At 57.8% G+C, this 21,670-nt stretch carries 21 protein-coding genes; 9 read left to right on the top strand and 12 right to left on the bottom strand.

The window, feature by feature from the left end; translation table 11 throughout:
* Positions 1–84: 84 nt before the first annotated feature.
* The 8 genes from pxpA to M2407_RS01110 form a co-directional block, all read right to left on the bottom strand.
* Positions 85–822, bottom strand: a complete 738-nt coding sequence (pxpA, locus tag M2407_RS01145; RefSeq protein WP_259216575.1) for a 5-oxoprolinase subunit PxpA — start codon at positions 820–822, stop codon at positions 85–87.
* A complete protein-coding gene (gene pxpC, locus M2407_RS01140; RefSeq protein ID WP_116691002.1) occupies positions 812–1,744 on the bottom strand; it encodes a 5-oxoprolinase subunit PxpC in 933 nt (310 codons plus the stop codon). The genes pxpA and pxpC overlap by 11 nt, the downstream gene beginning before the upstream one ends.
* A complete protein-coding gene (pxpB, locus tag M2407_RS01135; RefSeq protein ID WP_187962450.1) occupies positions 1,738–2,394 on the bottom strand; it encodes a 5-oxoprolinase subunit PxpB in 657 nt (218 codons plus the stop codon). Before pxpB ends, pxpC begins: the two co-directional genes overlap by 7 nt.
* A 152-nt stretch (positions 2,395–2,546) precedes the next feature.
* A complete protein-coding gene (locus tag M2407_RS01130; RefSeq protein ID WP_128863919.1) occupies positions 2,547–3,290 on the bottom strand; it encodes a type 2 GTP cyclohydrolase I in 744 nt (247 codons plus the stop codon).
* A gap of 18 nt (positions 3,291–3,308) precedes the next feature.
* Positions 3,309–4,289, bottom strand: a complete 981-nt coding sequence (locus M2407_RS01125) for an MBL fold metallo-hydrolase (protein WP_259216574.1) — start codon at positions 4,287–4,289, stop codon at positions 3,309–3,311.
* A gap of 22 nt (positions 4,290–4,311) precedes the next feature.
* Positions 4,312–5,742 carry a deoxyribodipyrimidine photo-lyase gene (gene phrB / locus M2407_RS01120; protein ID WP_259216573.1) on the bottom strand — a complete coding sequence of 477 codons (1,431 nt, stop codon included), beginning with the start codon at positions 5,740–5,742 and terminating at the stop codon, positions 4,312–4,314.
* Positions 5,743–5,757: 15 nt separating this feature from the next.
* Positions 5,758–6,711 (bottom strand): 2-thiouracil desulfurase family protein, encoded by a 954-nt coding sequence (locus M2407_RS01115; RefSeq protein WP_259216571.1) that lies wholly within the window; start codon positions 6,709–6,711, stop codon positions 5,758–5,760.
* Between the two features lie 144 nt (positions 6,712–6,855).
* Positions 6,856–7,062: a YbfA family protein gene (locus M2407_RS01110; RefSeq protein ID WP_020825658.1), complete on the bottom strand. Its 207-nt coding sequence runs from the start codon at positions 7,060–7,062 to the stop codon at positions 6,856–6,858.
* A 443-nt stretch (positions 7,063–7,505) separates the two neighbouring features.
* Here M2407_RS01110 and M2407_RS01105 point away from each other — a divergent pair, with 443 nt between their 5' ends.
* The 6 genes from M2407_RS01105 to kdpE all read left to right on the top strand — a co-directional run bounded on the left by M2407_RS01105 (position 7,506) and on the right by kdpE (position 15,700).
* Positions 7,506–7,595, top strand: a complete 90-nt coding sequence (locus tag M2407_RS01105; RefSeq protein WP_004949718.1) for a K(+)-transporting ATPase subunit F — start codon at positions 7,506–7,508, stop codon at positions 7,593–7,595.
* The gene (gene kdpA, locus M2407_RS01100; protein WP_020825657.1) at positions 7,595–9,283 is read left to right on the top strand and encodes a potassium-transporting ATPase subunit KdpA; all 1,689 of its coding nucleotides are present in this window, start codon (positions 7,595–7,597) and stop codon (positions 9,281–9,283) included. Before M2407_RS01105 ends, kdpA begins: the two co-directional genes overlap by 1 nt.
* Before the next feature lie 156 nt (positions 9,284–9,439).
* A complete protein-coding gene (kdpB, locus tag M2407_RS01095; protein WP_020825656.1) occupies positions 9,440–11,509 on the top strand; it encodes a potassium-transporting ATPase subunit KdpB in 2,070 nt (689 codons plus the stop codon).
* Positions 11,510–11,528: 19 nt separating this feature from the next.
* The gene (gene kdpC / locus M2407_RS01090) at positions 11,529–12,098 is read left to right on the top strand and encodes a potassium-transporting ATPase subunit KdpC (RefSeq protein WP_259216570.1); all 570 of its coding nucleotides are present in this window, start codon (positions 11,529–11,531) and stop codon (positions 12,096–12,098) included.
* Between the two features lie 200 nt (positions 12,099–12,298).
* Positions 12,299–14,992 carry a two-component system sensor histidine kinase KdpD gene (gene kdpD, locus M2407_RS01085; protein WP_020825654.1) on the top strand — a complete coding sequence of 898 codons (2,694 nt, stop codon included), beginning with the start codon at positions 12,299–12,301 and terminating at the stop codon, positions 14,990–14,992.
* Between the two features lie 18 nt (positions 14,993–15,010).
* Positions 15,011–15,700 (top strand): two-component system response regulator KdpE, encoded by a 690-nt coding sequence (gene kdpE / locus M2407_RS01080; RefSeq protein ID WP_046374274.1) that lies wholly within the window; start codon positions 15,011–15,013, stop codon positions 15,698–15,700.
* A 27-nt stretch (positions 15,701–15,727) separates the two neighbouring features.
* Here the strand turns inward: kdpE and M2407_RS01075 are convergent, their stop codons facing one another.
* From M2407_RS01075 to seqA, 4 genes are all read right to left on the bottom strand, one after another.
* Positions 15,728–16,027, bottom strand: coding sequence for a DUF3861 domain-containing protein (locus M2407_RS01075; protein WP_020825652.1), 300 nt, complete (start codon positions 16,025–16,027; stop codon positions 15,728–15,730).
* Entirely contained in the window at positions 16,027–16,689 is a 663-nt protein-coding gene (locus M2407_RS01070; RefSeq protein WP_046374275.1) for a PadR family transcriptional regulator, read from the bottom strand. The genes M2407_RS01075 and M2407_RS01070 overlap by 1 nt, the downstream gene beginning before the upstream one ends.
* A 187-nt stretch (positions 16,690–16,876) precedes the next feature.
* The gene (pgm, locus tag M2407_RS01065; RefSeq protein ID WP_046375073.1) at positions 16,877–18,520 is read right to left on the bottom strand and encodes a phosphoglucomutase (alpha-D-glucose-1,6-bisphosphate-dependent); all 1,644 of its coding nucleotides are present in this window, start codon (positions 18,518–18,520) and stop codon (positions 16,877–16,879) included.
* A gap of 77 nt (positions 18,521–18,597) precedes the next feature.
* Positions 18,598–19,137 (bottom strand): replication initiation negative regulator SeqA, encoded by a 540-nt coding sequence (gene seqA, locus M2407_RS01060; RefSeq protein WP_116691007.1) that lies wholly within the window; start codon positions 19,135–19,137, stop codon positions 18,598–18,600.
* A 309-nt stretch (positions 19,138–19,446) separates the two neighbouring features.
* On the opposite strand from seqA, the gene ybfF reads away from it, so the two are divergent.
* The 3 genes from ybfF (at position 19,447) to fldA (ending at position 21,569) form a co-directional block, all read left to right on the top strand.
* Positions 19,447–20,220, top strand: a complete 774-nt coding sequence (gene ybfF / locus M2407_RS01055; protein WP_020825648.1) for an esterase — start codon at positions 19,447–19,449, stop codon at positions 20,218–20,220.
* A gap of 292 nt (positions 20,221–20,512) precedes the next feature.
* Positions 20,513–20,800, top strand: coding sequence for a LexA regulated protein (gene ybfE, locus M2407_RS01050; RefSeq protein ID WP_004949692.1), 288 nt, complete (start codon positions 20,513–20,515; stop codon positions 20,798–20,800).
* 229 nt (positions 20,801–21,029) lie between these two features.
* A complete protein-coding gene (fldA, locus tag M2407_RS01045) occupies positions 21,030–21,569 on the top strand; it encodes a flavodoxin FldA (RefSeq protein WP_048759474.1) in 540 nt (179 codons plus the stop codon).
* The last annotated feature ends 101 nt before the right edge of the window (positions 21,570–21,670 follow it).

Here is a 21,670-nt window from a genome sequence, read left to right as displayed (position 1 = left end):
GGAGATTTACCCCCTTGCTGCCTGGCGGTGACTCGAAATCCATTGGGTATTATTGTGTTGTGTGTTGTGTATGTTTAATTATTTTTATTCTGCGCTGACGTTAATGCCTTCCACGGCAAAACGTTTGCGCAGCGTGCGCGCGTATTCCAGCGCATGTTCACCGTCGCCATGCAGGCAGACGGTTTCGGCCCGAACAGCGGCCCAGGTGCCGTCCAGAGTGCGAACCCGATGGTGGCGTACCATTTCCAGCGTTTGCGCCAGCGCCAGTTCGTCGCTGGTAATCAAAGCCCCTGGCTGGCCCCGTGGTACCAGCGTGCCATCGGCCTGATAACCGCGATCGGCAAAGACCTCTTGTCGCGTCGCCAAACCTTGCTTTTCACCGGCGCGGATCAGTTCGCTGCCCGCCAGCCCCACCAGACGCAAAGCCGGATCGACTGCTTTAACCGCGCGGGCAATGGCTTCCGCCAGCGCCGGCTCCACGGCCGCCTGGTTGTACAACATGCCGTGTGGCTTCACGTGCACCATTACCCCGCCTTCTGCATGGGCGATCGCCGCCAGCGCACCGAGCTGATACACCACCTGCGCATACACCGTTTCCGGTGGCAACTGCATGCGGGTACGACCAAAGTTCTCGCGATCGGGAAAACTCGGATGCGCGCCAATCGCCACGCCGTACTGCAGCGCCCAACGCACCGACTGGCGCATGGTTTGCGCATCTCCGGCGTGAAAACCGCAGGCGATATTGGCCGAACTGACCAATTGCAGCAGCGCCTGATCGTTAGCGCAGCCCTCGCCAAGATCGGCATTCAAATCAACGTTCATCTAACCCCCAGGCAATCTGTTGGATAAAGTGCTCCTGTTCGGCCTTGGCGCGCTGCGCCTGGGCCAGGGTACAGGGTACAAAGTGGATAGCTTCGCCCAGACGGATTTGCGCCAAATGATAGAGATCGGCTTCGATCACGCAGGCAATGCGCGGGTAACCACCGGTAGTTTGAGCATCGGCCATCAACACGATAGGCTGACCGTTATGCGGCACCTGCACCACGCCCGGCAACAGGCCATGCGACAACATTTCGCGTTCGGTGGTACGGTTCAGCGCGCTGCTGCCGTGCAAACGGTAGCCCATGCGGTTGCTCTGCGGGCTCAGTTGCCAGGCAGTACGCCAGAAAGACTCTTTCGCCTCTTCGCTGAATTCGTCATATTCCGGCCCCGGCAGGGCCCGGATACGGTTGTTGAACAACAGTTGTTTCACGCCGGTGCTTTGCTTTTGCAATTCGCGCCCCGCTCCCAACGGCAGGCAGTCGCCATCTCGCAGGTTACGCCCTTCCAGCCCGCCAAAAGCGGCTTTGTTGTCGGTGCTGCGTGAACCGAGTATTTCCGGCACGGCGATGCCACCGTCTATCGCCAGATAACTGCGCATGCCACGTTTTGGCATTTTCAACATCAGCTGTTGGCCCGCACTGACCTGATAACGCCAGCCGGTCCACAGCGGCTTGCCGTCCAGTTGCGCATCACAACCGGCGCCGGTCAGCGCGATCCAGCCTGGCCGGGTAAATTCGGCGCTAAATTGCCCGAGGGTGATTTCCAGACCGGCGGCATTCGTATCGTTACCCACCAGCAGGTTGGCGATCCTCAACGCGGGTTCGTCGAGCGCGCCGCCCTGGCTGACGCCCAGACGACGGAAACCGTTACGGCCCAAATCCTGCACCGTGGTGTAAATGCCCGCACGCAGGATCTTCAGCATACGCCCTCCTTCTGTGGCACAAACCGCACGCTGTCGCCAGGGCGCAGCAGGGTCGGCGGCATTTCATAGGGATTAAACAACGCCAGAGGTGTACGGCCGATTAACTGCCAGCCGCCGGGGGTCACCAGCGGATAAATACCGGTCTGACTGCCACCGATACCCACGGAGCCAGCCGCCACCGACAGGCGCGGTTCGGCACGGCGCGGCGTTGCCAACTTGTCCGGCATGCCGCCCATGTAGGAGAAACCAGGTTGAAAACCAAGGAAATAGACTACGTAATCCGCTGAGGAGTGGCACTCCACCACCTGCTGCGGAGTCATGCCGGTGTGGCGCGCGACCTCATCCAGATCGGGCCCGTCCTGGCCGCCGTAGATCACCGGAATATCCACCTGACGTGATTCCGGCACCAGGATCTCCTCGCTGTCCCATCCCTGTTGCAACAGCGCTAACATCATTTCGGCGTCGCCCTGCGGCGTCTTCAGCAGCAGCGTAAGGTTGTTCATGCCGGGCACCACTTCGCGCACGTCGGGATGATGATTCAGCTTTTCGGCCAGTGCCCAAATCCGCTGCTGGCTTGGCAGCGTCACCGGCGGCGACAGTTCAAGCACTACCGCGCGTTCACCTAACAGGTAACATCGTGCTCGTTGCACCCTTTTCTCCTTATTATTATCGCGATGAAAACACATCAGTTATGCGCGACAGCGCTCCGGCTGTCAATAGAACAACCTTCGAGAAAATAAGGGATTAGGCTATTAAAAGGATTCAGCCTCGGTATAAACCGGGCTGGATCCTCGGAGGGAAATCAGGCGGGATTCGGGATATCGATAAAGGTCACATCAAAACCATGCTGCTCAGCCAGCCATTCACCGAGCGCCTTGACGCCACCGCGTTCAGTGGCATGATGCCCGGCGGCAAAAAAGTGAATGCCCATTTCACGCGCGCTGTGAATGGTTTGCTCAGAAACCTCTCCGGTAATGAAAGCATCGACGCCAAATCGCGCGGCGCTGTCGATAAAGCCCTGACCGCCACCGGTGCACCAGGCCACACGGCGGATATGCGCCGGGGCGTTATCACCACAGTGCAGTACGGCCCGCCCGAGGCGGCTCTCAATACGTTGCTGCAGTTCAACGCCGGTCAGCGGTTGCTCAAATTCCCCGTGCGGCACCAGAGGTTCCACTTCGCCAATCACCCGAATGCCCAGTTGATGCGCCAGCTGCGCGTTGTTGCCCAACACCGGATGCGCGTCCAGCGGCAGGTGATAAGCGTACAGGTTGATATCATTGCTCAACAGCGTTTTCAGCCGATTGCGCTTCATGCCACGTACCGAGGGCGCCTCGTTTTTCCAGAAGTAGCCGTGATGTACCACAACGGCGTCGGCCTGGTGTTCCACCGCCGCATCCAGCAGCGCCTGACAGGCGGTAACGCCGGTAACGATACGCTGCACATGGGGCCGCCCTTCCACCTGCAACCCATTAGGGCCGTAATCCTGAAACGCGCCGGTATTCAGTTCGGTGTTGATCAACTTTTCAAGATCGAGGTTACGCATAAAAATTCTCTCTTCAATTCAAAATTTCTGGCGGTCGCCCTGTTCCATCAGGATAAATTTCACGCCCAGATCGTTGCCCTGTTCCAACTGCTGTTTGATGGTCGCCCGCACATCTTGCCCTTGCTTCAGGCTGGGTTTGATATGGCTGATGACCACCGGGAAATCCTTCAGCGATCCTTCTCCCCCACTGTACTGGGTCAAATTTTTCAACTCTTTCAACAACCATGCCGGCGTCAGGTGCCCGTAGAGATTTTTATCTTCAACCTCGTTGGGATAGGAGCTTTCGATGATCATGCCTTTCAGCTTTTTCTGCTCGATGAGCGGCCCCAACGCGCGCCAGGCACCGTCCAGATTGCGCGACTGCTCAAGCGCATCCGGGCCGGTATCACCGAAATAGGCGAAAGAGCCGCTGCGATCGGAGACCAGCAGCATCGAAGAAGGATACCGATCGTGGCTGAGCGGATACATTACGCCGCTCAAACCGGTCACGCCCAGGGTCACACGCTGCTGCGGGCGCACGGTTTGCAGCCGGTAAGTCCCCAACCGCGATCCGTTGCCGGAATCGGTGAAATTGGGCCAGGCCTTCCAGTTAAAGTAATGATTGCGCAGGGTCAGAATGGTATCGGCCTGGGCATAGATATTCTTCTTGCTGTCCTCCGGCGAACCGATTATCAACCCCGCCACGTGGTCCAGATGACCATGGCTGATAAAGTAAGCGCCGATCAGTTGGCGGAATACATAACCCTGCGGAGTATAAGGCGCCGCCAGTTCAGGGGTCACCTGCGGGAAACTCCCCTTCTCCAGCCCTTTGGCGATACCCGGTAACAACGAGCCGGCATCCAGCGCCAGATACTGCGGTTGGTTGTCGCTGCGGATCAGATAAGAGGTCAGATTGCCGTCGCTAACGCCGCCATCCACGCCCAGCGCCACCACGTCAAAACCGGCCAGCGCCAGGGCTGAATAGCCGCTCAGGCACAGGGCCAGCACCTTTTTCATCATTATTTCGCTCCTTGCTGTTGCCTTAATATTCCCCGCGCTTCGCCGCCTCAAAGGCCGCCAGCGTTTCCAGCCGCGCCTGCTTGTGGTCGACAATCGGCAGCGGATAATCCAGCACGCGCTGCTGTTGTTCTGCCCAGCGATGGGGTTGATGGATAGCATTGTCCGGTACATCCGCCAGCTCGGGCAACCATTTACGGATAAAAGTGCCTTGCGGATCAAAACGTTCGCCCTGAGTGGTCGGGTTAAAGATGCGGAAATACGGCGCGGCGTCGGTACCAGTGGAGGCCGCCCACTGCCAACCGCCGTTGTTGGCCGCCAGATCGCCGTCCAGCAGTTGCGACATGAAATAGCGCTCACCTTCGCGCCAGTCGATCAGTAAGTCTTTCACCAGAAAACTGGCGCTGATCATGCGTAACCGGTTATGCATCCAGCCGGTTTTATTCAATTGGCGCATAGCGGCATCAACGATCGGATAGCCGGTGGCGCCCTGCTGCCAGGCCTGCAGCAGCTCACGGTCGTTCCGCCAGCGTACCTTATCCGTCCAATCGATAAAGGGACGGTGCTTGCATAACGCAGGATAGGCCACCATCAAATGCCGATAAAACTCGCGCCAGATCAGTTCATTCAGCCAGCCAAAAGCGCCGCCGTCGGGATTTTCCAGCACCTGTGGGCATTCAGCACGCAGGCGGTTAAAGCATTGGCGCGGTGACAACACGCCAATCGCCAAATAGGGCGACAGGCCGCTGGTACCGTCAATGGCCGGCAGATCGCGCTGCTTAAGATAGTCCTGCACCTGCTCCCGGCAAAAAGAACGTAATCGCTGCAAAGCCGCCTCTTCCCCGCTTGGAAAATCCCCGGTCGGCTCTGCCGGTGGATAATCGAACGCCTCGGGTACTGCAGGGGTGGGCAGTGCGCCACCGGCTCGCGGTTTGGGGGCGGGAACAGAGCGGATGTCGGATTCGGTCAGACGCTGGATAAAGGCTTTACGAAAAGGCGTATAGACCTTGTACATTTCACCGCCGCCGGTTTGCACGCTCCCCGGCGGCAGCAGCAGGCTGTCGTCGAAACTCTGGCAAATCACCTGCCCGGCTAAACGCTGTTCCAGCCGTTGGTCGCGCTGGCGCTCGTTGATTTCGTACTGGCGATTGTAAAACAGCGCATCCACCCGCTCCTGTGTGCAGTACGCCACCAGCCAATCCACTGCAGCTGAGAAGTCGTCGCATTGGTGATAGCTAAGGGGAATGCCGCGCTCGGCAAGGGCCTGCTGTACCTGCAGCAAACCCGCATGGATAAACGCCGCCTGACGTGGCGCCATTTGGTGCTGCTGCCATTGTTGCGGCGTGGCGATAAACACCGCCAGCACCCGAACTTCGGGATCGCTACAGGCGGCGTGCAGGGCTTTGTTGTCGGTGATACGCAAATCGTTACGCAACCAGACCAGATGCGTGGTCATAAAACTCCTTGTCAATCAGTGGCCATAACGCAGGCGCAGCGCCTCGGGATAGGGCTCGAAATAGCGTTGGTCGGCCAGATAACGATCGGGGTATTCGGCCATGTAGTGTTTGAGCAGGGTTATCGGTGCCAACAACGGCTGCACGCCCTGCCGATAACGATCGATCAACTGCGCCAGTTCCTGGCGCTGCGCGGAGCTCAGATGATTGCGGAAATAGCCCTGCACATGCATCAATACGTTGGTGTGGTTACGACGGGTAGCCTTGCGCGCCAGCAGTTTCATCAGGCGACTGCGGTATTCGAGGGTGAAGGCTTCCAGCGAATCCCATTTATCGATGCCTGCCACAAAACGGCCAAGCTCCCGGTATTCCTGCTGCGAATGCGCCAACAGCGACAGCTTATAGCGACTGTGAAAGGCGATCAGGCCGCCGCGGCTCAGGCCTTTACGCCACAGCATGTTTAACTCATACAGCGCATAAACGCGTTCGACAAAGTTTTCCCGCAGCGTTGCGTCGTTCAGCCGCCCGTCCTCCTCCACCGGCAGCCAGGGCATTTGCCGCAGTAGCTCGGCGGTGAACAATCCGACGCCACTTTTACGCGCGCCGCTACCGTTCTCATCATACAGACGGACCCGCTCCATGCCGCAGCTTGGCGAGTTGGCGCAAACAATGTAACCGCACAGGTGCTGCAAAGCGGCGATTCGCTGCTCGGAAAACTGCTGCATCCGCTCGGTTACGTCAATGCTATCGTCATTGCTGTGGCGCAGTGCCACGTGATGTTGTTTTTTGATCAACCGCAGCGCCGGGCGCGGGGTCGGTAAACCGATGGCCATTTCCGGGCAAATCGGCTCAAACCGCACAAAAGGGGCCAGTTGTTCCACCGCAAAGGCCAGCCGTTTATGGCCGCCGTCAAAACGTACCGTCTCGCCAAGCAGGCAAGCGCTGATACCGACTGGAATTTTGTCACTCATTGATAGGCTCCCGCAGCGTTGGATGTGACTAAAAGTGTAGAAGAATTCGCGCTATGACACGAACGCTATCGACACCATGCCCGAACCGCAGCCATAAAAAAACCCCCGCTGGAGAGCGAGGGTTTTCGTTGGGGCAAGCTGCGATCAGTAGAAATCGCAGGACGCCAGTTCCGCCTGTTGCAGCCAGACCGGCTTATCGCTGGTTTTTGACCAGACGCGGTGCAAATAGCTGTAAAAACGGGCGCGGTCGCTGCGGAACAGCATTACCGGTAAAGCCAACACACCTGCCAGGATCACTGCGCTGCGGCGCAGGAGAATCCGATGCAATGAATAAGCGTGATAAGTAGACATGCGAACCTCCTCAAAAACGCCTGGCCGTTGATTTACTGCGAAACAGCGCTGGCGTAAACAATAGAAACAAGACCATTTGGTAACTGGACAAAATTTTAGCGCAATTGATGAAAGTTTACTACTCATCCGACCACTGAATCGCACAAAAAATCGCAAATAATTCGCCTAATCCGTAATTTTGTTACATCAAGGTTAATAATTAACTAACCATTGGTTACATTGTGGTTATTTACGCCCTGTTTACGCAAACCTTCATCTTCACGCCCCCAAACAGGAGTCCAATCGCGCTACGCCCCCCAAAATCGAGGCTAAAAAGCCATTTTCTGCTGTAATTTCAGCCATTTTTATACTTTTTTTACACCGGCCAACGCTATTTTTTCATCTTCTTTCTACCGCCCTCCCTACACTCGCTCTATCAAAAACTACACCTCTGGAGGTGTCCCGTGAGTATCAGCGTTATTGGTGGTGCGCTGTTGGTTCTGCTGCTGTTGGGCTATCTGGTTTATGCCCTGTTCAATGCGGAGGATTTCTGATGGCAGCTTCAGCCTTTTTATTGATTGCCAGCTTCCTGCTGGTGCTTCTGCTGCTGGCGCGACCGCTGGGCGGTTTCCTGGCACGCCTGATTGAAGGAGAGCCGCTGCCGGCGCTGCGTCGGCTGGAAGCCGGCATTTGGCGTTGCTGTGGCACAACCCCCGCCGAAATGAACTGGTGGCAATACGCACTGGCGATCCTGTGGTTTAACCTGCTCGGTCTGGTGCTGCTGTTCGCGTTGCTGATGGCGCAAGGCTCGCTGCCGCTTAACCCGCAGGGCTTCCCCGGCCTGTCCTGGGATCTGGCGTTCAATACCGCGGTCAGCTTTGTCACCAACACCAACTGGCAAGCCTACAGCGGTGAAAGCACTCTCAGCTATCTCAGCCAAATGGCCGGCCTGGCGGTGCAGAACTTCCTGTCCGCCGCGACCGGTATCGCCGTGGCCTTTGCGTTGATCCGCGCCTTCACCCGTCGTTCCAGCGCCACTATCGGCAACGCCTGGATCGATATGTTCCGCGTGACGCTGTATGTGCTGCTGCCGATTTCGCTGTTGATCGCTTTGTTCTTCGTCAGCCAGGGCACGCTGCAAAACTTCCTGCCCTACCTGCACATCAACACGCTGGAAGGCGCGCAGCAGACGCTGCCGATGGGGCCTGTAGCCTCTCAGGAAGCGATCAAGATGCTCGGCACCAATGGCGGCGGTTTCTTCGGCGCCAACTCGGCTCACCCGTTCGAAAACCCGACCGTGCTGACCAACTTTGTGCAAATGCTGGCGATCTTCCTGATCCCCTGCGCGTTGTGTTTTGCTTTCGGTCAGGTTGCCGGTGAAAACCGCCAGGGCCACGCGCTGATCTGGGCGATGGCGCTGATCTTCGTGGTTGCCGTGGTGGTGGTGATGTTCGCCGAACTGGCGGGTAACCCTCATCTGGGCGAATTGGGCAGTGCCAGCAACATCAATATGGAAGGCAAGGAGTCGCGCTTTGGCATTCTCGCCACCAGCCTGTTCTCGGTGGTGACCACCGCGGCGTCCTGCGGTGCGGTCAATGCGATGCATGACTCCTTTACCGCGCTGGGCGGCATGGTGCCAATGTGGCTGATGCAGATTGGCGAAGTGGTGTTTGGCGGTGTGGGCTCGGGCCTGTATGGCATGCTGTTGTTCGTCCTGCTGACGGTGTTTATTGCCGGGCTGATGATCGGGCGCACACCGGAATACCTGGGCAAAAAGATTGACGTCTACGACATGAAAATGACCGCTCTGGCGATCCTGGTCACGCCGACGCTGGTGCTGTTGGGCACGGCGCTGGCCATCGCCACCGACGCCGGTCGTGCAGGCATCCTTAACCCGGGCGCGCACGGCTTCAGCGAAGTGCTGTATGCGCTGTCTTCCGCCGCCAACAACAACGGTAGCGCCTTTGCCGGCCTGAGCGTCAATACGCCGTTCTATAACCTGCTGCTGGCCTTCGCCATGTTCGTCGGCCGCTTTGGGGTGATCCTGCCGGTGCTGGCCATTGCCGGTTCGCTGTGTGCGAAGAAACGTCAGCCTGCGGGCAACGGTACTCTGCCAACCTACGGGCCGCTGTTTATCGGTCTGCTGATCGGCACCGTGCTGCTGGTGGGCGCATTGACCTTCGTACCGGCGCTGGCGCTGGGACCGGTGGCCGAACATTTGCAACTTTGGCTGGCCAAATAACAGGCGCATTCCCGTCGCCTTTCGAGCCGCAGCGTTGTTACCTGGCACTCGCTCACCCCAGTTACTTACTCAAGTAAGCGCCTGGGGATGAGCGAGTTGGGTGCCTAGTTGCAACTCGAAATCCATAGGGAATGAAATAAAGAGAGAGATTAAGAGATGACTCGCAAACAACGTGCGCTGTTTGAACCGGCACTGGTCCGTACCGCGCTGATCGATGCGCTGAAAAAGCTGGATCCACGCACCCAGTGGCGTAACCCGGTGATGTTCGTGGTGTATATAGGCAGCATCCTGACTACGGCCATCTGGCTGGCGATCCTCGCCGGACAGACCGACGGCAGCGCGGCTTTCACCGGCAGTATCGCGCTGTGGCTGTGGTTCACCGTGCTGTTCGCCAACTTTGCCGAAGCGCTGGCCGAAGGGCGCAGCAAAGCCCAGGCGGAAAGCCTGAGGGGCACCAAGAAAACCAGTTGGGCGAAAAAATTGGCCGCGCCGCGCCGTGATGGTGCCACCGAGAAAGTGTCAGCCGAAAGCCTGCGTAAGGGTGACATCGTACTGGTGGAAGCCGGCGATACCATCCCCTGCGACGGCGAAGTGCTGGAAGGTGGCGCCTCCGTGGACGAAAGCGCCATTACCGGCGAATCCGCCCCGGTGATCCGCGAATCCGGCGGTGACTTCTCGTCGGTGACTGGCGGTACCCGCGTGCTGTCCGACTGGCTGGTGGTGCAGTGCAGCGTTAACCCGGGCGAAACCTTCCTCGACAGGATGATCGCCATGGTGGAAGGCGCCAAACGGCGTAAAACCCCGAACGAAGTAGCGTTGACCATTCTGCTGGTCGCACTGACCATCGTGTTCGTGCTGGCGACCGCGACGCTGTTTCCGTTCTCGCAGTACAGCGTGGACGCCGCCAACGGCGGTTCGGTAGTCACCATTACCGTGCTGGTGGCGCTGCTGGTCTGCCTGATCCCTACCACCATCGGCGGGTTGCTGTCGGCCATTGGCGTGGCCGGGATGAGCCGAATGCTGGGGGCCAACGTGATCGCCACCAGCGGGCGCGCGGTGGAAGCCGCTGGTGACGTTGATGTGCTGCTGCTGGACAAAACCGGCACCATTACGCTGGGTAACCGTCAGGCCTCCGAGTTCTTGCCTGCGCCGGGCGTGAAGGAGCAAGATCTGGCCGACGCGGCCCAGCTGTCATCCCTGGCGGACGAAACGCCGGAAGGCCGTAGCATCGTGGTGCTGGCGAAGCAACGCTTCAACCTGCGCGAACGTGACCTGCAGGCGCTGAACGCCACTTTCGTGCCCTTCTCCGCCCAAACGCGCATGAGCGGCGTCAACGTGCAGGACCGGATGATCCGCAAAGGCGCGGTGGACGCCATTCGTCGTCACGTGGAGTCCAATCAGGGCCACTTCCCGCAGGCGGTGGACGAACTGGTCGCCAGCGTGGCGCGCACTGGCGGTACGCCGCTGGTGGTAGCAGAAGGCCCGCGCGTATTGGGCGTGGTAGCGCTGAAGGATATCGTCAAGGGCGGCATTAAAGAGCGTTTCGCCGAGCTGCGTAAAATGGGCATCAAAACGGTGATGATCACCGGTGATAACCCACTGACCGCCGCCGCGATCGCCGCCGAAGCCGGGGTAGACGACTTCCTGTCAGAAGCGACGCCGGAAGCCAAGCTGGCGTTGATTCGCCAATATCAGGCGGAAGGCCGTCTGGTAGCGATGACCGGTGACGGCACCAACGACGCCCCAGCGCTGGCTCAGGCTGATGTGGCGGTGGCGATGAACTCGGGCACTCAGGCCGCCAAAGAGGCGGGCAACATGGTCGATCTGGACTCTAACCCGACCAAGTTGATTGAAGTGGTGCACATCGGCAAACAAATGCTGATGACGCGCGGTTCATTGACCACCTTCAGCATCGCCAACGACGTGGCCAAGTATTTCGCCATTATCCCGGCGGCGTTTGCGGCAACCTATCCGCAGCTTAACGCCCTGAACGTGATGCATTTGCACTCCCCAGCCTCCGCCATTATGTCGGCGGTGATCTTCAACGCCCTGGTGATCGTATTCCTGATCCCGCTGGCGCTGAAAGGGGTGAGCTATAAACCGATGAGCGCAGCGGCACTGCTGCGACGCAACCTGTGGCTCTATGGCGTGGGCGGTCTGTTGGTGCCTTTTGTCGGCATCAAGCTGATCGACCTGATCCTGGTCGCCTTGCACATCGCCGGTTAATCATTGAGAGGAAATGAAAATGTCTTATTTACGCCCTTCGTTGGTGATGTTGATCCTGCTGACGTTGATTACCGGTATCACCTACCCGTTGCTGACGACCGGACTTTCGCAGCTGCTGTTTTCCGGCGCGGCCAATGGTTCGCTTCTGTATCAGGGCGATAAGGTGGTCGGCTCCGCGTTAATCGGCCAAAACTTTACCAAACCCGAGTATTTCTGGGGCCGCCCTTCAGCCACCGGCGATTCGGCCTATAATGCGATGGCGTCCGCCGGCAGCAACCTGGCCGCCACCAACCCGGCGCTGGATAAAGCCATCGCCGAGCGTGCCGCGCAATTGCGTCTGGCCAACCCGGCGATGAAGGGCCCGATCCCGGTCGATCTGCTGACGGCTTCGGGGAGCGGACTGGATCCGCAGATTTCCCTCGCGGCGGCGCAATATCAACTGGCCCGGGTTGCGGCGGCGCGCCAACTACCGCCGGAGCAAATCGCCAAGCTGATTGATCAAAGCACCGATCAGGCCACCCCCAACTTTATGGGCGAGTCGGTGGTAAACGTGCTGAAATTGAACCTGGCGCTCGACGCATTGAAATAATCCGTTGCGTGTTAAAGGATAAGTATCGGGTTCGGCGTGCCGAACCCGATATATATACCCAAAATAATTCGAGTTGCTTGTAGGCGGCAACTGAGTGAATCCCCAGGAGCTTACTCAAGATCGTTCCTGGGGTGAGTGAAGGCAGCCAACACCCAAGCAGCTTGCAGTATGACGGGTACATTGCTGCAAAAGGAACTCCGATGGTGGATGAGGAACAACAACGCCCTGACCCTGACAGCCTGCTGGCGCTGGCCAATGAAAAGCCCCGCGGCCGGTTGAAGGTTTTCTTCGGCGCCTGTGCCGGGGTGGGCAAAACCTACGCCATGCTGCAGGAAGCCCAGCGGCTGCGCAGCCAGGGGTTGGACGTGCTGGTCGGCGTGGTGGAAACCCATGGCCGCAGCGAAACCGCAGCGCTGCTGAACGGCTTGGATCTGCTGGCACAAAAACGCATCCAGCATCGCGGACGCTTAGTGCAGGAATTTGATCTCGATGCCGCGCTGGCACGCCACCCGGCACTGATCCTGATGGATGAGCTGGCGCACAGTAACGCCTACGGTTCACGCCATCCGAAGCGCTGGCAGGATGTGGAAGAGCTGTTGGACGCCGGTATCGACGTGCTGACCACCGTTAATGTCCAACATCTGGAAAGCCTGAACGACGTGGTCGGCGGCGTGACCGGCGTGCGGGTACGTGAAACGGTGCCCGATCACGTGTTCGACGAGGCCACCGAGGTGGTGCTGGTTGACCTGCCGCCAGACGATCTTCGTCAGCGATTAAATGAAGGCAAGGTGTACATTCCCGGCCAGGCCGAGCGCGCCATCGAGCACTTTTTCCGCAAGGGCAATCTGATCGCGCTGCGCGAACTGGCGCTGCGCCGCACCGCCGACCGGGTTGATGACCAGATGCGCGCCTTTCGCGATACTCAGGGCCGCGAGCGGGTATGGCACACTCGCGACAGCATTTTGCTGTGCGTGGGGCATAGCAGCGGCAATGAGAAACTGGTGCGTATCGCGGCGCGGCTGGCGGCCCGATTGGGTTGCCACTGGCACGCAGTGTATGTAGAAACACCGAAACTGCACCGTTTGCCGGAAAATCAACGCCGGGCGATCCTGCGGGCGCTGCGGCTGGCGCAGGAGTTGGGGGCTGAAACCGCTACCCTGTCTGAACCTTATGAAGAACGTGCGGTGTTGCGCTATGCCCGCGAACATAACCTGGGCAAAATCATTATCGGCCGCCGCAGCGAACAACGCTGGAAACTGCGCGGCAGCTTTGCCGATCGTCTCGGTCGCCTGGGACCCGATCTCGATCTGGTGATCGTCGCGCTGGAAAACGACACCCCTGCGCCGCAGGGGAAAGAACATGATGGCCGCAACTTTACCGAAAAATGGCGCATGCAATTGCGCGGCTGCGCCGTGGCCGTTGCACTCTGCGCCCTGATCACCCTGCTCTCCCAATGGTTGTTGCCGGGCTTTGACCAGGCCAACCTGGTGATGGTGTATCTGCTCGGGGTGGCGATCGTCGCGCTGTTCTTCGGTCGCTGGCCCTCGGTACTGGCGGCGGTGATTAACGTCGCCAGCTTTGATCTGTTTTTCGTCCAGCCTGAATGGTCGTTTGCCGTCAGCGATATGCAGTATCTGCTGACCTTCGGCGTCATGCTGATCGTCGGCATCACCATCGGCAACCTGACCGCCGGCGTGCGTTATCAGGCGCGAGTGGCCCGTTATCGCGAGCAAAGAGCTCGGCACCTGTATGAAATATCTCGTGGGCTGAGCCAGGCGCTGACCACCGAAGATATCGCCAAAACCAGCCGCCACTTCCTTTCCAGCAGCTTCCAGGCCAAAACCGTCCTGCTGCTGCCGCAGGAAGACGGCAAGCTGCAGCAAATGGTTGGCGAAACGGGCGGGCTGCTGTCGGTGGATGAGGCTATCGCCCGTTGGAGTTTCGACAAGGGCATGCCGGCCGGCGCCGGTACCGACACCTTGCCTGGCGTGCCTTACCAACTGCTCCCGCTCACCACGTCGAAACAAACCTTCGGCCTGCTGGCTATCGAACCCAGTAACCTGCGCCAACTGATGGTGCCGGAACAACAGCGGCTGCTGCAAACCTTTGCGGTGCTGATCGCCAGCGCACTGGAACGATTGCATCTGGCGCGCAGCGCCGAGGAAGCAAAACTGGACGCCGAGCGGGAGCAGCTGCGCAACTCGCTGCTGGCGGCGCTGTCCCACGATTTGCGCACGCCGCTGACGGTGCTGTTCGGCCAGGCGGAAATTCTGACGCTCGATCTGGCCGCGGAAGGCTCCAACCATGCTCCGCAGGCCAGTCAGATCCGCCAGCAGGTATTGAGCACCACCCGGCTGGTGAACAACCTGCTGGATATGGCACGCATTCAATCCGGTGGCTTTAACCTGCGAAAAGAGTGGCAGTCGCTGGAGGAGATCGTCGGCGCTTCGCTGCACATGCTGGAACCGCTGATGACCCAACACCAGATCAAGGTTGAGCTGCCGCCGGAGCTGATATTGGTTAATTGCGACGGCAGCCTGCTGGAGCGGGTTTTCACTAACCTGTTGGAAAATGCCAATAAATACGCCGGTATCGATGCTACTATCGGCATTCGCGCCCATACGCTGCCCGACTGGCTGGAAGTCGAAGTCTGGGACGATGGCCCGGGCATTCCTGAAGGGAAAAAACAGCTTATCTTCGATAAGTTTTCCCGCGGCAATAAAGAATCTGCCATTCCCGGCGTAGGTTTGGGGTTAGCGATTTGCCGTGCCATTATTGAAGTGCACGGCGGCCGCATTTGGGCGGAAAACGGCGCTAACGGCGGTGCCAGCTTCCGCTTTGTGCTGCCGCTGGAAAAACCGCCGGAAATAGACAGCGAAGCCTTTGATCTCTAACCAACTCCAGGGAGCCTTGTGAGCAGCACGCCAACCAATATTCTGATTGTCGAAGATGAGAAAGAGATCCGGCGCTTCGTCCGTACCGCGCTCGAAAGTGAGGGGCTACGGGTGTTTGAAAGCGAAACGCTGCAGCGCGGGCTGATTGAAGCCGGCACGCGCAAGCCGGATCTGATTATTCTCGATTTAGGGTTGCCGGACGGTGACGGGCTTAACTATATCCGCGATTTGCGCCAGTGGAGCGCCATTCCGGTGATTGTGCTGTCGGCGCGTAATGCCGAAGAAGACAAAATTGCCGCGCTGGACGCCGGGGCGGATGACTATCTCAGCAAACCGTTTGGCATCGGCGAACTGCTGGCCCGCGTGCGAGTCGCCTTGCGCCGCCATTCAGGCAGCCAGCAGGAGAGTCCGTTGGTCAGCTTTTCCGAAATCACCGTCGATCTGATCAACCGCCGGGTACTGCGCCAGGGTGAAGATCTGCATCTGACACCGATAGAGTTTCGCCTGCTGGCCGAACTGCTGGCCAACTCCGGCAAGGTCATCACCCAGCGTCAGCTATTAAGCCACGTCTGGGGACCGAACTACGTCGAACACAGCCACTATCTGCGAATTTATATGGGGCATCTGCGGCAAAAACTGGAGGCCGATCCGGCCCGGCCAAAACACTTGCTGACCGAAACCGGCGTCGGTTACCGCTTTATGCCTTGAGGTGAAAGGGTGCAGCATGCGGCACCCCTACACGTTTTGGCCTTTCTTCAGCCCCACCATAAATTCTTTGAACGCCTCGCGCAGCGGGGCAAACACCGGGTGCTTGCGGTTTTCGATCATCACTTCAGAGAACAGCTTCAAGCCGACGGCGAAGGCCGCGCTGTTATTTTCGCCAAAGTTCAGATCTTCGCGCGCTTTGATGCGCTCAACGATGCCAAGAATATCGTCGTGGTTTTCCACCTCAAAACTCAGTGGCGTTTTCTCAACGGGCTCGCCTTGGCGATCGCTCAGGGCTTCAACGGTAATGCGGAAACGGTGGCCAGGCATCAGTTGTTTTCCTTATCTGTATCTGTTGGAGCAATGTTCATTTCACTTTCAATTGCCGCCACCGCGGTGAGCAGCGCCGCATTGATGCGTTCGACCTGCTGTGGCGAAAGATCGGCGCGCATCACATTGCCACGCAACAAACTGCGCAGGCGGTTCATGGCGTCGGAGATGCCTTCCGCCAGATTGCCATGATGATGGTGGCCGCGACTGGCACCGGCCAAACGGGCCAGGATCACATCGACGACGGCCTGGTGTTTTTGTAATTCACTCTGGCCCAGCTCGGTGATCTGATAGCTTTTACGGCCGTTGCCGCTGGTGATCGGCTCGAGGAAATCCTGCTCTTCCAGCAGCGTCAGTGTCGGATAAATCACGCCTGGGCTTGGCACATAGAGACCGGAAGACGCCTCGTCGATCGCCTTGATCAGTTCGTAACCGTGGCTCGGTTTACGCGCCACCAGCGCCAGCAGCACCAGCCGCAGATCGCCGTGTTCAAACATGCGGTGACGGCCGCCACGACCGCCGCGCCCTCCCCGGCCATGCTCTTCACCATGGTCGCCGCCAAAATGATGGCGACCGCCACGACGACGATGGTGATGTTCGTGCCCTTCTTCGCTGTCATGGCGGCAGCCGTGACGACGGTGTAAATCTAAACGGTGAAACATAGTCTGTACCTCGCATTGGATAATCAGCTTACGAGGTGATTTAGATATATCTAAGTCACTTCGATATATCTAATCTAGATCGATATATCTAAATGCGCAAGAGGGGAGAAACGAAAAAGATATATCTAAATAGCAGGCATAAAAAAAGCGCTGTTAAAACAGCGCCTTTTTTCAAGGGAGAGAAGCCTTACTTGGCAGAAGCCAGCACTTCGCTGACGATTTCTACCGCTTCGTGCTCGATCTTTTCACGGTGCTCAGCACCGAGGAAGCTCTCACAGTAAATCTTGTAGGCTTCTTCGGTCCCTGAAGGACGTGCTGCGAACCAACCGTTGTCGGTCATCACTTTCAGGCCACCAATCGATGCGCCGTTGCCCGGTGCCGCCGTCAAACGTGCGGTAATAGGATCACCCGCCAGAGTATCGGCCTTGACCATTTCCGGTGACAGCTTGGACAACGCCGCTTTCTGCGCAGAAGTTGCCGGTGCCTGAATGCGGTTGTAGCTCGGGGCACCAAAACGCTTGGCCAGGTCTTCGTAGTGATGCTGCGGATTTTCGCCGGTCACTGCGGTGATTTCCGCCGCCAACAGGCACATGATGATACCGTCTTTATCAGTAGACCACGGGGTAGCATTGAAACGCAGGAACGAAGCCCCTGCGCTCTCTTCGCCGCCAAAGCCCAAGCTACCGTCATGCAGGCCATCAACGAACCATTTGAAGCCCACCGGCACTTCCACCAGCTTGCGGCCCAAATCAGCCACCACGCGGTCAATCATCGCGCTGGAAACCAGCGTCTTGCCTACCGCTACGTTAGCACTCCACTGTGGACGATGCTGGAACAGATAGTTGATGGCAACCGCCAGATAATGGTTCGGGTTCATCAGCCCCGCAGGCGTAACTATGCCGTGGCGGTCGTAATCCGGATCGTTGGCAAACGCCAGGTCGAACTTGTCGCGCAGCGCCAGCAGGCCACCCATCGCCGGTTCTGAAGAGCAGTCCATACGGATCACACCGTCGTGGTCCAGGTGCATAAAGCGGAAGGTCTGATCGATAGCATCGTTCACCAGCGTCAGATCCAGCTTGTAATGCTCGGCGATACGCTGCCAGTAGGCGATGCCGGAACCGCCGAGCGGATCGACGCCCAGCTTCAGGCCGGCACGCTGAATCGCAGGCATATCAACCACGTCCACCAGCCCTTCAACATATGGCTGCACCAGGTCCTGCGCATGCACACGGCCGCTGGCCCAGGCCTTATCCAGCGATTGACGCTGAACGCCTTTCAGCTGCAGAGACAGCAGTTCATTGGCGCGCTTTTCAATCACCGAGGTCAGATTGGTGTCCGCCGGGCCGCCGTTGGTCGGGTTATATTTGATGCCGCCATCTTCAGGCGGATTGTGGGACGGGGTGATCACGATGCCGTCGGCCAATGCCCCACCGTTACGGTTGTGGCACAGGATGGCATGGGAGACCGCAGGCGTTGGCGTGAAGCCGTTATTTTCCTGCACGATCACATCAACGCCGTTGGCGCTCAGCACTTCCAGCACTGAAATGAAGGCAGGCTCCGACAACGCATGGGTGTCTTTGCCCACGTAGCATGGACCGGTCACGCCCTGCTGATGACGCACTTCGGCAATCGCCTGCGCGATAGCGAGAATGTGGGCTTCGTTAAAGCTGTGGCGCAGCGCACTGCCGCGATGGCCTGAAGTCCCGAACTTGACCGCGTGTGCGGCGTTGCCCGCTTCAGGTTGCAGTACATAGTACTGCGACGTCAGCTGGGCTACGTTGATCAAATCGCTTTGCTGAGCCGGCTGCCCGGCACGTGGGTTATTCGCCATCGACATATCTCCCTAATCCCTGTCCTGCGGCCTGGCAATATGTCGCTCACGGCCACCATGACGGGCTGTTCGCTAAATTAGATAGTGCCGCAAACTTTTTCAGTCAGTTCCGTCGGGAACTGCATAGCCTGCATGATGTGTTCAACCATGCTGCGTTTGCGACCGGTATTGGTATTGGTGATCACCCAGTAAGGCGTGCCCGGAACGTGCTTTGGCTTGGTGTGCGTTCCGTTCGCCAACAGGGTTTGCTGATCGCCGGCAAAATAGGTACGGGTACGGCCATGCAACGCATCGGTGGCGCTGGCAAAGCCGGCCGCATCGAGGGTATACAGGGTGGAAAGTACCAGCATAAAACGGTTCACCGCTTTGCTCTGTTCGGCGTACTCGTCCGACAACAACAGTTCACGCACGGCACGTACGCGATCGCGCGGGCGCGATGCGGCAACGATTTTTTCCTGTTCTGCGCTCTGTGCGCTGGCGGCCGGCGCTGCACGTAACGGCTGGCCTGCGGTAAATTTCAACATACGGCGCAAAATATCGGACGCGCTCTCACCAATATGTTGCGTGTGGCTGGCAATATAGCGGTAGAGCTCTTCGTCGACTTCAATAGTTTTCATCTTTATCCAGTACTGTTTTTTTCTACTTAGAACCTGAAGCCAGATCCGGCATTCAAGCCATGGGATTATAAGGTTAAAAGCGCAGAGGCGAACATAACAATGTGCCCCAATACGGCAAAAGCAGACTAATACCTATAGCCCGCCGGACACCGGCGCTGCCAAACCTGCACCTTACCATGAAAAATCCACGTTTTATCCTATGGATTTTAAGTTGCAGCAAGTACAGCGAACAACCCTGCCGCTTGAAAGGCGACGGGTTTATTCATCGAGTGTTTTAATCATGATAACCTAATCTGAATCTCTCTCAGTATGAACTTCGCCATGAAATTACATTATCAACTGCTGGCCACCGAGTCCGATGCATTGCCGGTGATCCTGATCCACGGGCTGTTTGGCAATTTGGACAACCTGGGCGTGCTGGCGCGCGACCTGAACCAGCAGCACAGCGTAGTTAAAGTCGATCTGCGCAACCACGGCCTGTCACCGCGTTCTGAGGTCATGACCTACCCGGAGATGGCGCAGGATCTGCTGACGTTGCTGGACGATTTGCAGTTGGAAAAAGTGATTGTCATTGGCCACTCGATGGGCGGCAAAGCGGCCATGGCGCTGACGGCAATCGCCCCGCAGCGCGTGGAGAAGCTGATCATCATTGACGTTGCGCCGGTGGACTATCAAACGCGCCGCCACGACGAAATTTTTGTCGCGTTGCAGGCGGTGAGCGCCGCCGGCATTACCCAACGCCAGCAGGCGGCGGAATTGATGCGCGGCTACCTGAAAGAGGAAGGCGTGATCCAGTTCCTGCTGAAATCCTTCCATCAAGGCGAATGGCGTTTCAATCTGCCGGTGTTGATCGAAGAGTACGAGAACATCACCGGCTGGCAGGAAGTGCCGGCCTGGCCTCACCCGACGCTGTTTATCCGCGGCGGCCTGTCGCCTTACGTGCAGGACAGCTATCGCGAAGATATTGCCCGTCAATTCCCGCAGGCTCGCGCTCACGTCGTTGCCGGTACCGGACATTGGGTTCATGCGGAAAAACCGGAGGCGGTGTTGCGCGCCATTCACCGCTTTCTCGGCGAAGCCTGAGTCGCCGCCAGGCCCGACAAATGGGCCGTTTCTCTCCCAAAGTCACCATCTGATGAAAAAACGCGCTAAAGATAACGGCTTAGCGCGTTTTCGGCTCAGTTAAGCATTGTCGTCGCTCTACCTGCTGGGGTAATATGGCGCGCTATAATTTTGCCGCCGTGCCGAGCGTGTTCGCTAACGTCAGGCTGGGGTGAATTTGGGTTAGGGTTTATTGGCCCGAAGTGTGTTAACCGAACCGTCCGGAAGCGTGGAAGCGCTTTTTGATGCAAACTCCCTTGCAGTACCGCTACCTATGGCAAAAGAACAAACGGATCGCACGACGCTGGATCTGTTCGCAGATGAACGCCGTCCGGGGCGCCCGAAAACCAACCCGCTATCCCGAGATGAACAGCTTAGAATCAATAAGCGTAATCAGCTTCGACGCGATAAAGTCCGTGGCTTACGGCGTGTGGAACTGAAGATCAACGCGGATGCGGTGGACGCCCTGAACAAACTGGCGGAACAGCGTAATATCAGCCGCAGCGAGCTTATTGAGCAAATGCTGCTGGCACAACTGGCGGACGAGCAGCCAGAACATTGATCATTGCAGCCGCACATGCGGCGCGGCGTTAAGGATGACGCCCGATCAACACCGCTTTATTCCACCCGGCATCGCATTAAAGTGATAAATACCCGGGGTAAATTTCTGGCATGATACGCACTTACCGGTAAGAGATAATCTCTTGCCATGGCATCATTTTAATCGGTGTTATCGTAGTCTACGCTAACATCGTGAATGCAATTTATTGAATTTAAAGGTTATACGCGATATGGCTAATGTAGGCATTTTCTTTGGCAGCGACACTGGCAATACCGAAAACATTGCCAAGATGATCCAGAAAATTCTTCAGCAGCAGTTTGGTAAAGAGGTGGCTGAAATTCATGACATCGCCAAAAGCAGCAAAGAAGATCTGGAAGCTTTCGATATCCTGCTGCTCGGTATCCCAACCTGGTACTACGGCGAAGCGCAGTGCGACTGGGACGACTTCTTCCCAACGCTGGAAGAAATTGACTTCAACGGCAAGCTGGTTGCGCTGTTCGGCTGTGGCGATCAGGAAGACTACGCAGAGTATTTCTGTGATGCGATGGGTACCATTCGCGACATCATTGAACCGCGTGGCGCCGCGATCGTAGGCCACTGGCCGACCAAGGGTTACCACTTTGAAGCGTCCAAAGGCTTGGCCAACGACAGCCATTTCATCGGCCTGGCCATTGACGAAGATCGCCAACCTGAGCTGACCAACGAACGTGTTGAAGGCTGGGTAAAACAAATCGTCGAAGAGCTAAGCCTGGCCGAAATCGTCGGGTAACGCCAAAGGTTGAACAAAAGCCCTGCAAAGTGCATAGTGTGCCGGCAGGGCCATCATTGGCAGTACAAATTACTGCAATAGAAGCTACAGATTTGTAACTT

The sequence above is a fragment of the Serratia sp. BIGb0234 genome, from assembly GCF_024809915.1.
GTDB lineage: Bacteria > Pseudomonadota > Gammaproteobacteria > Enterobacterales > Enterobacteriaceae > Serratia > Serratia liquefaciens.
This window is presented reverse-complemented; position numbering and strand designations above follow the sequence as displayed.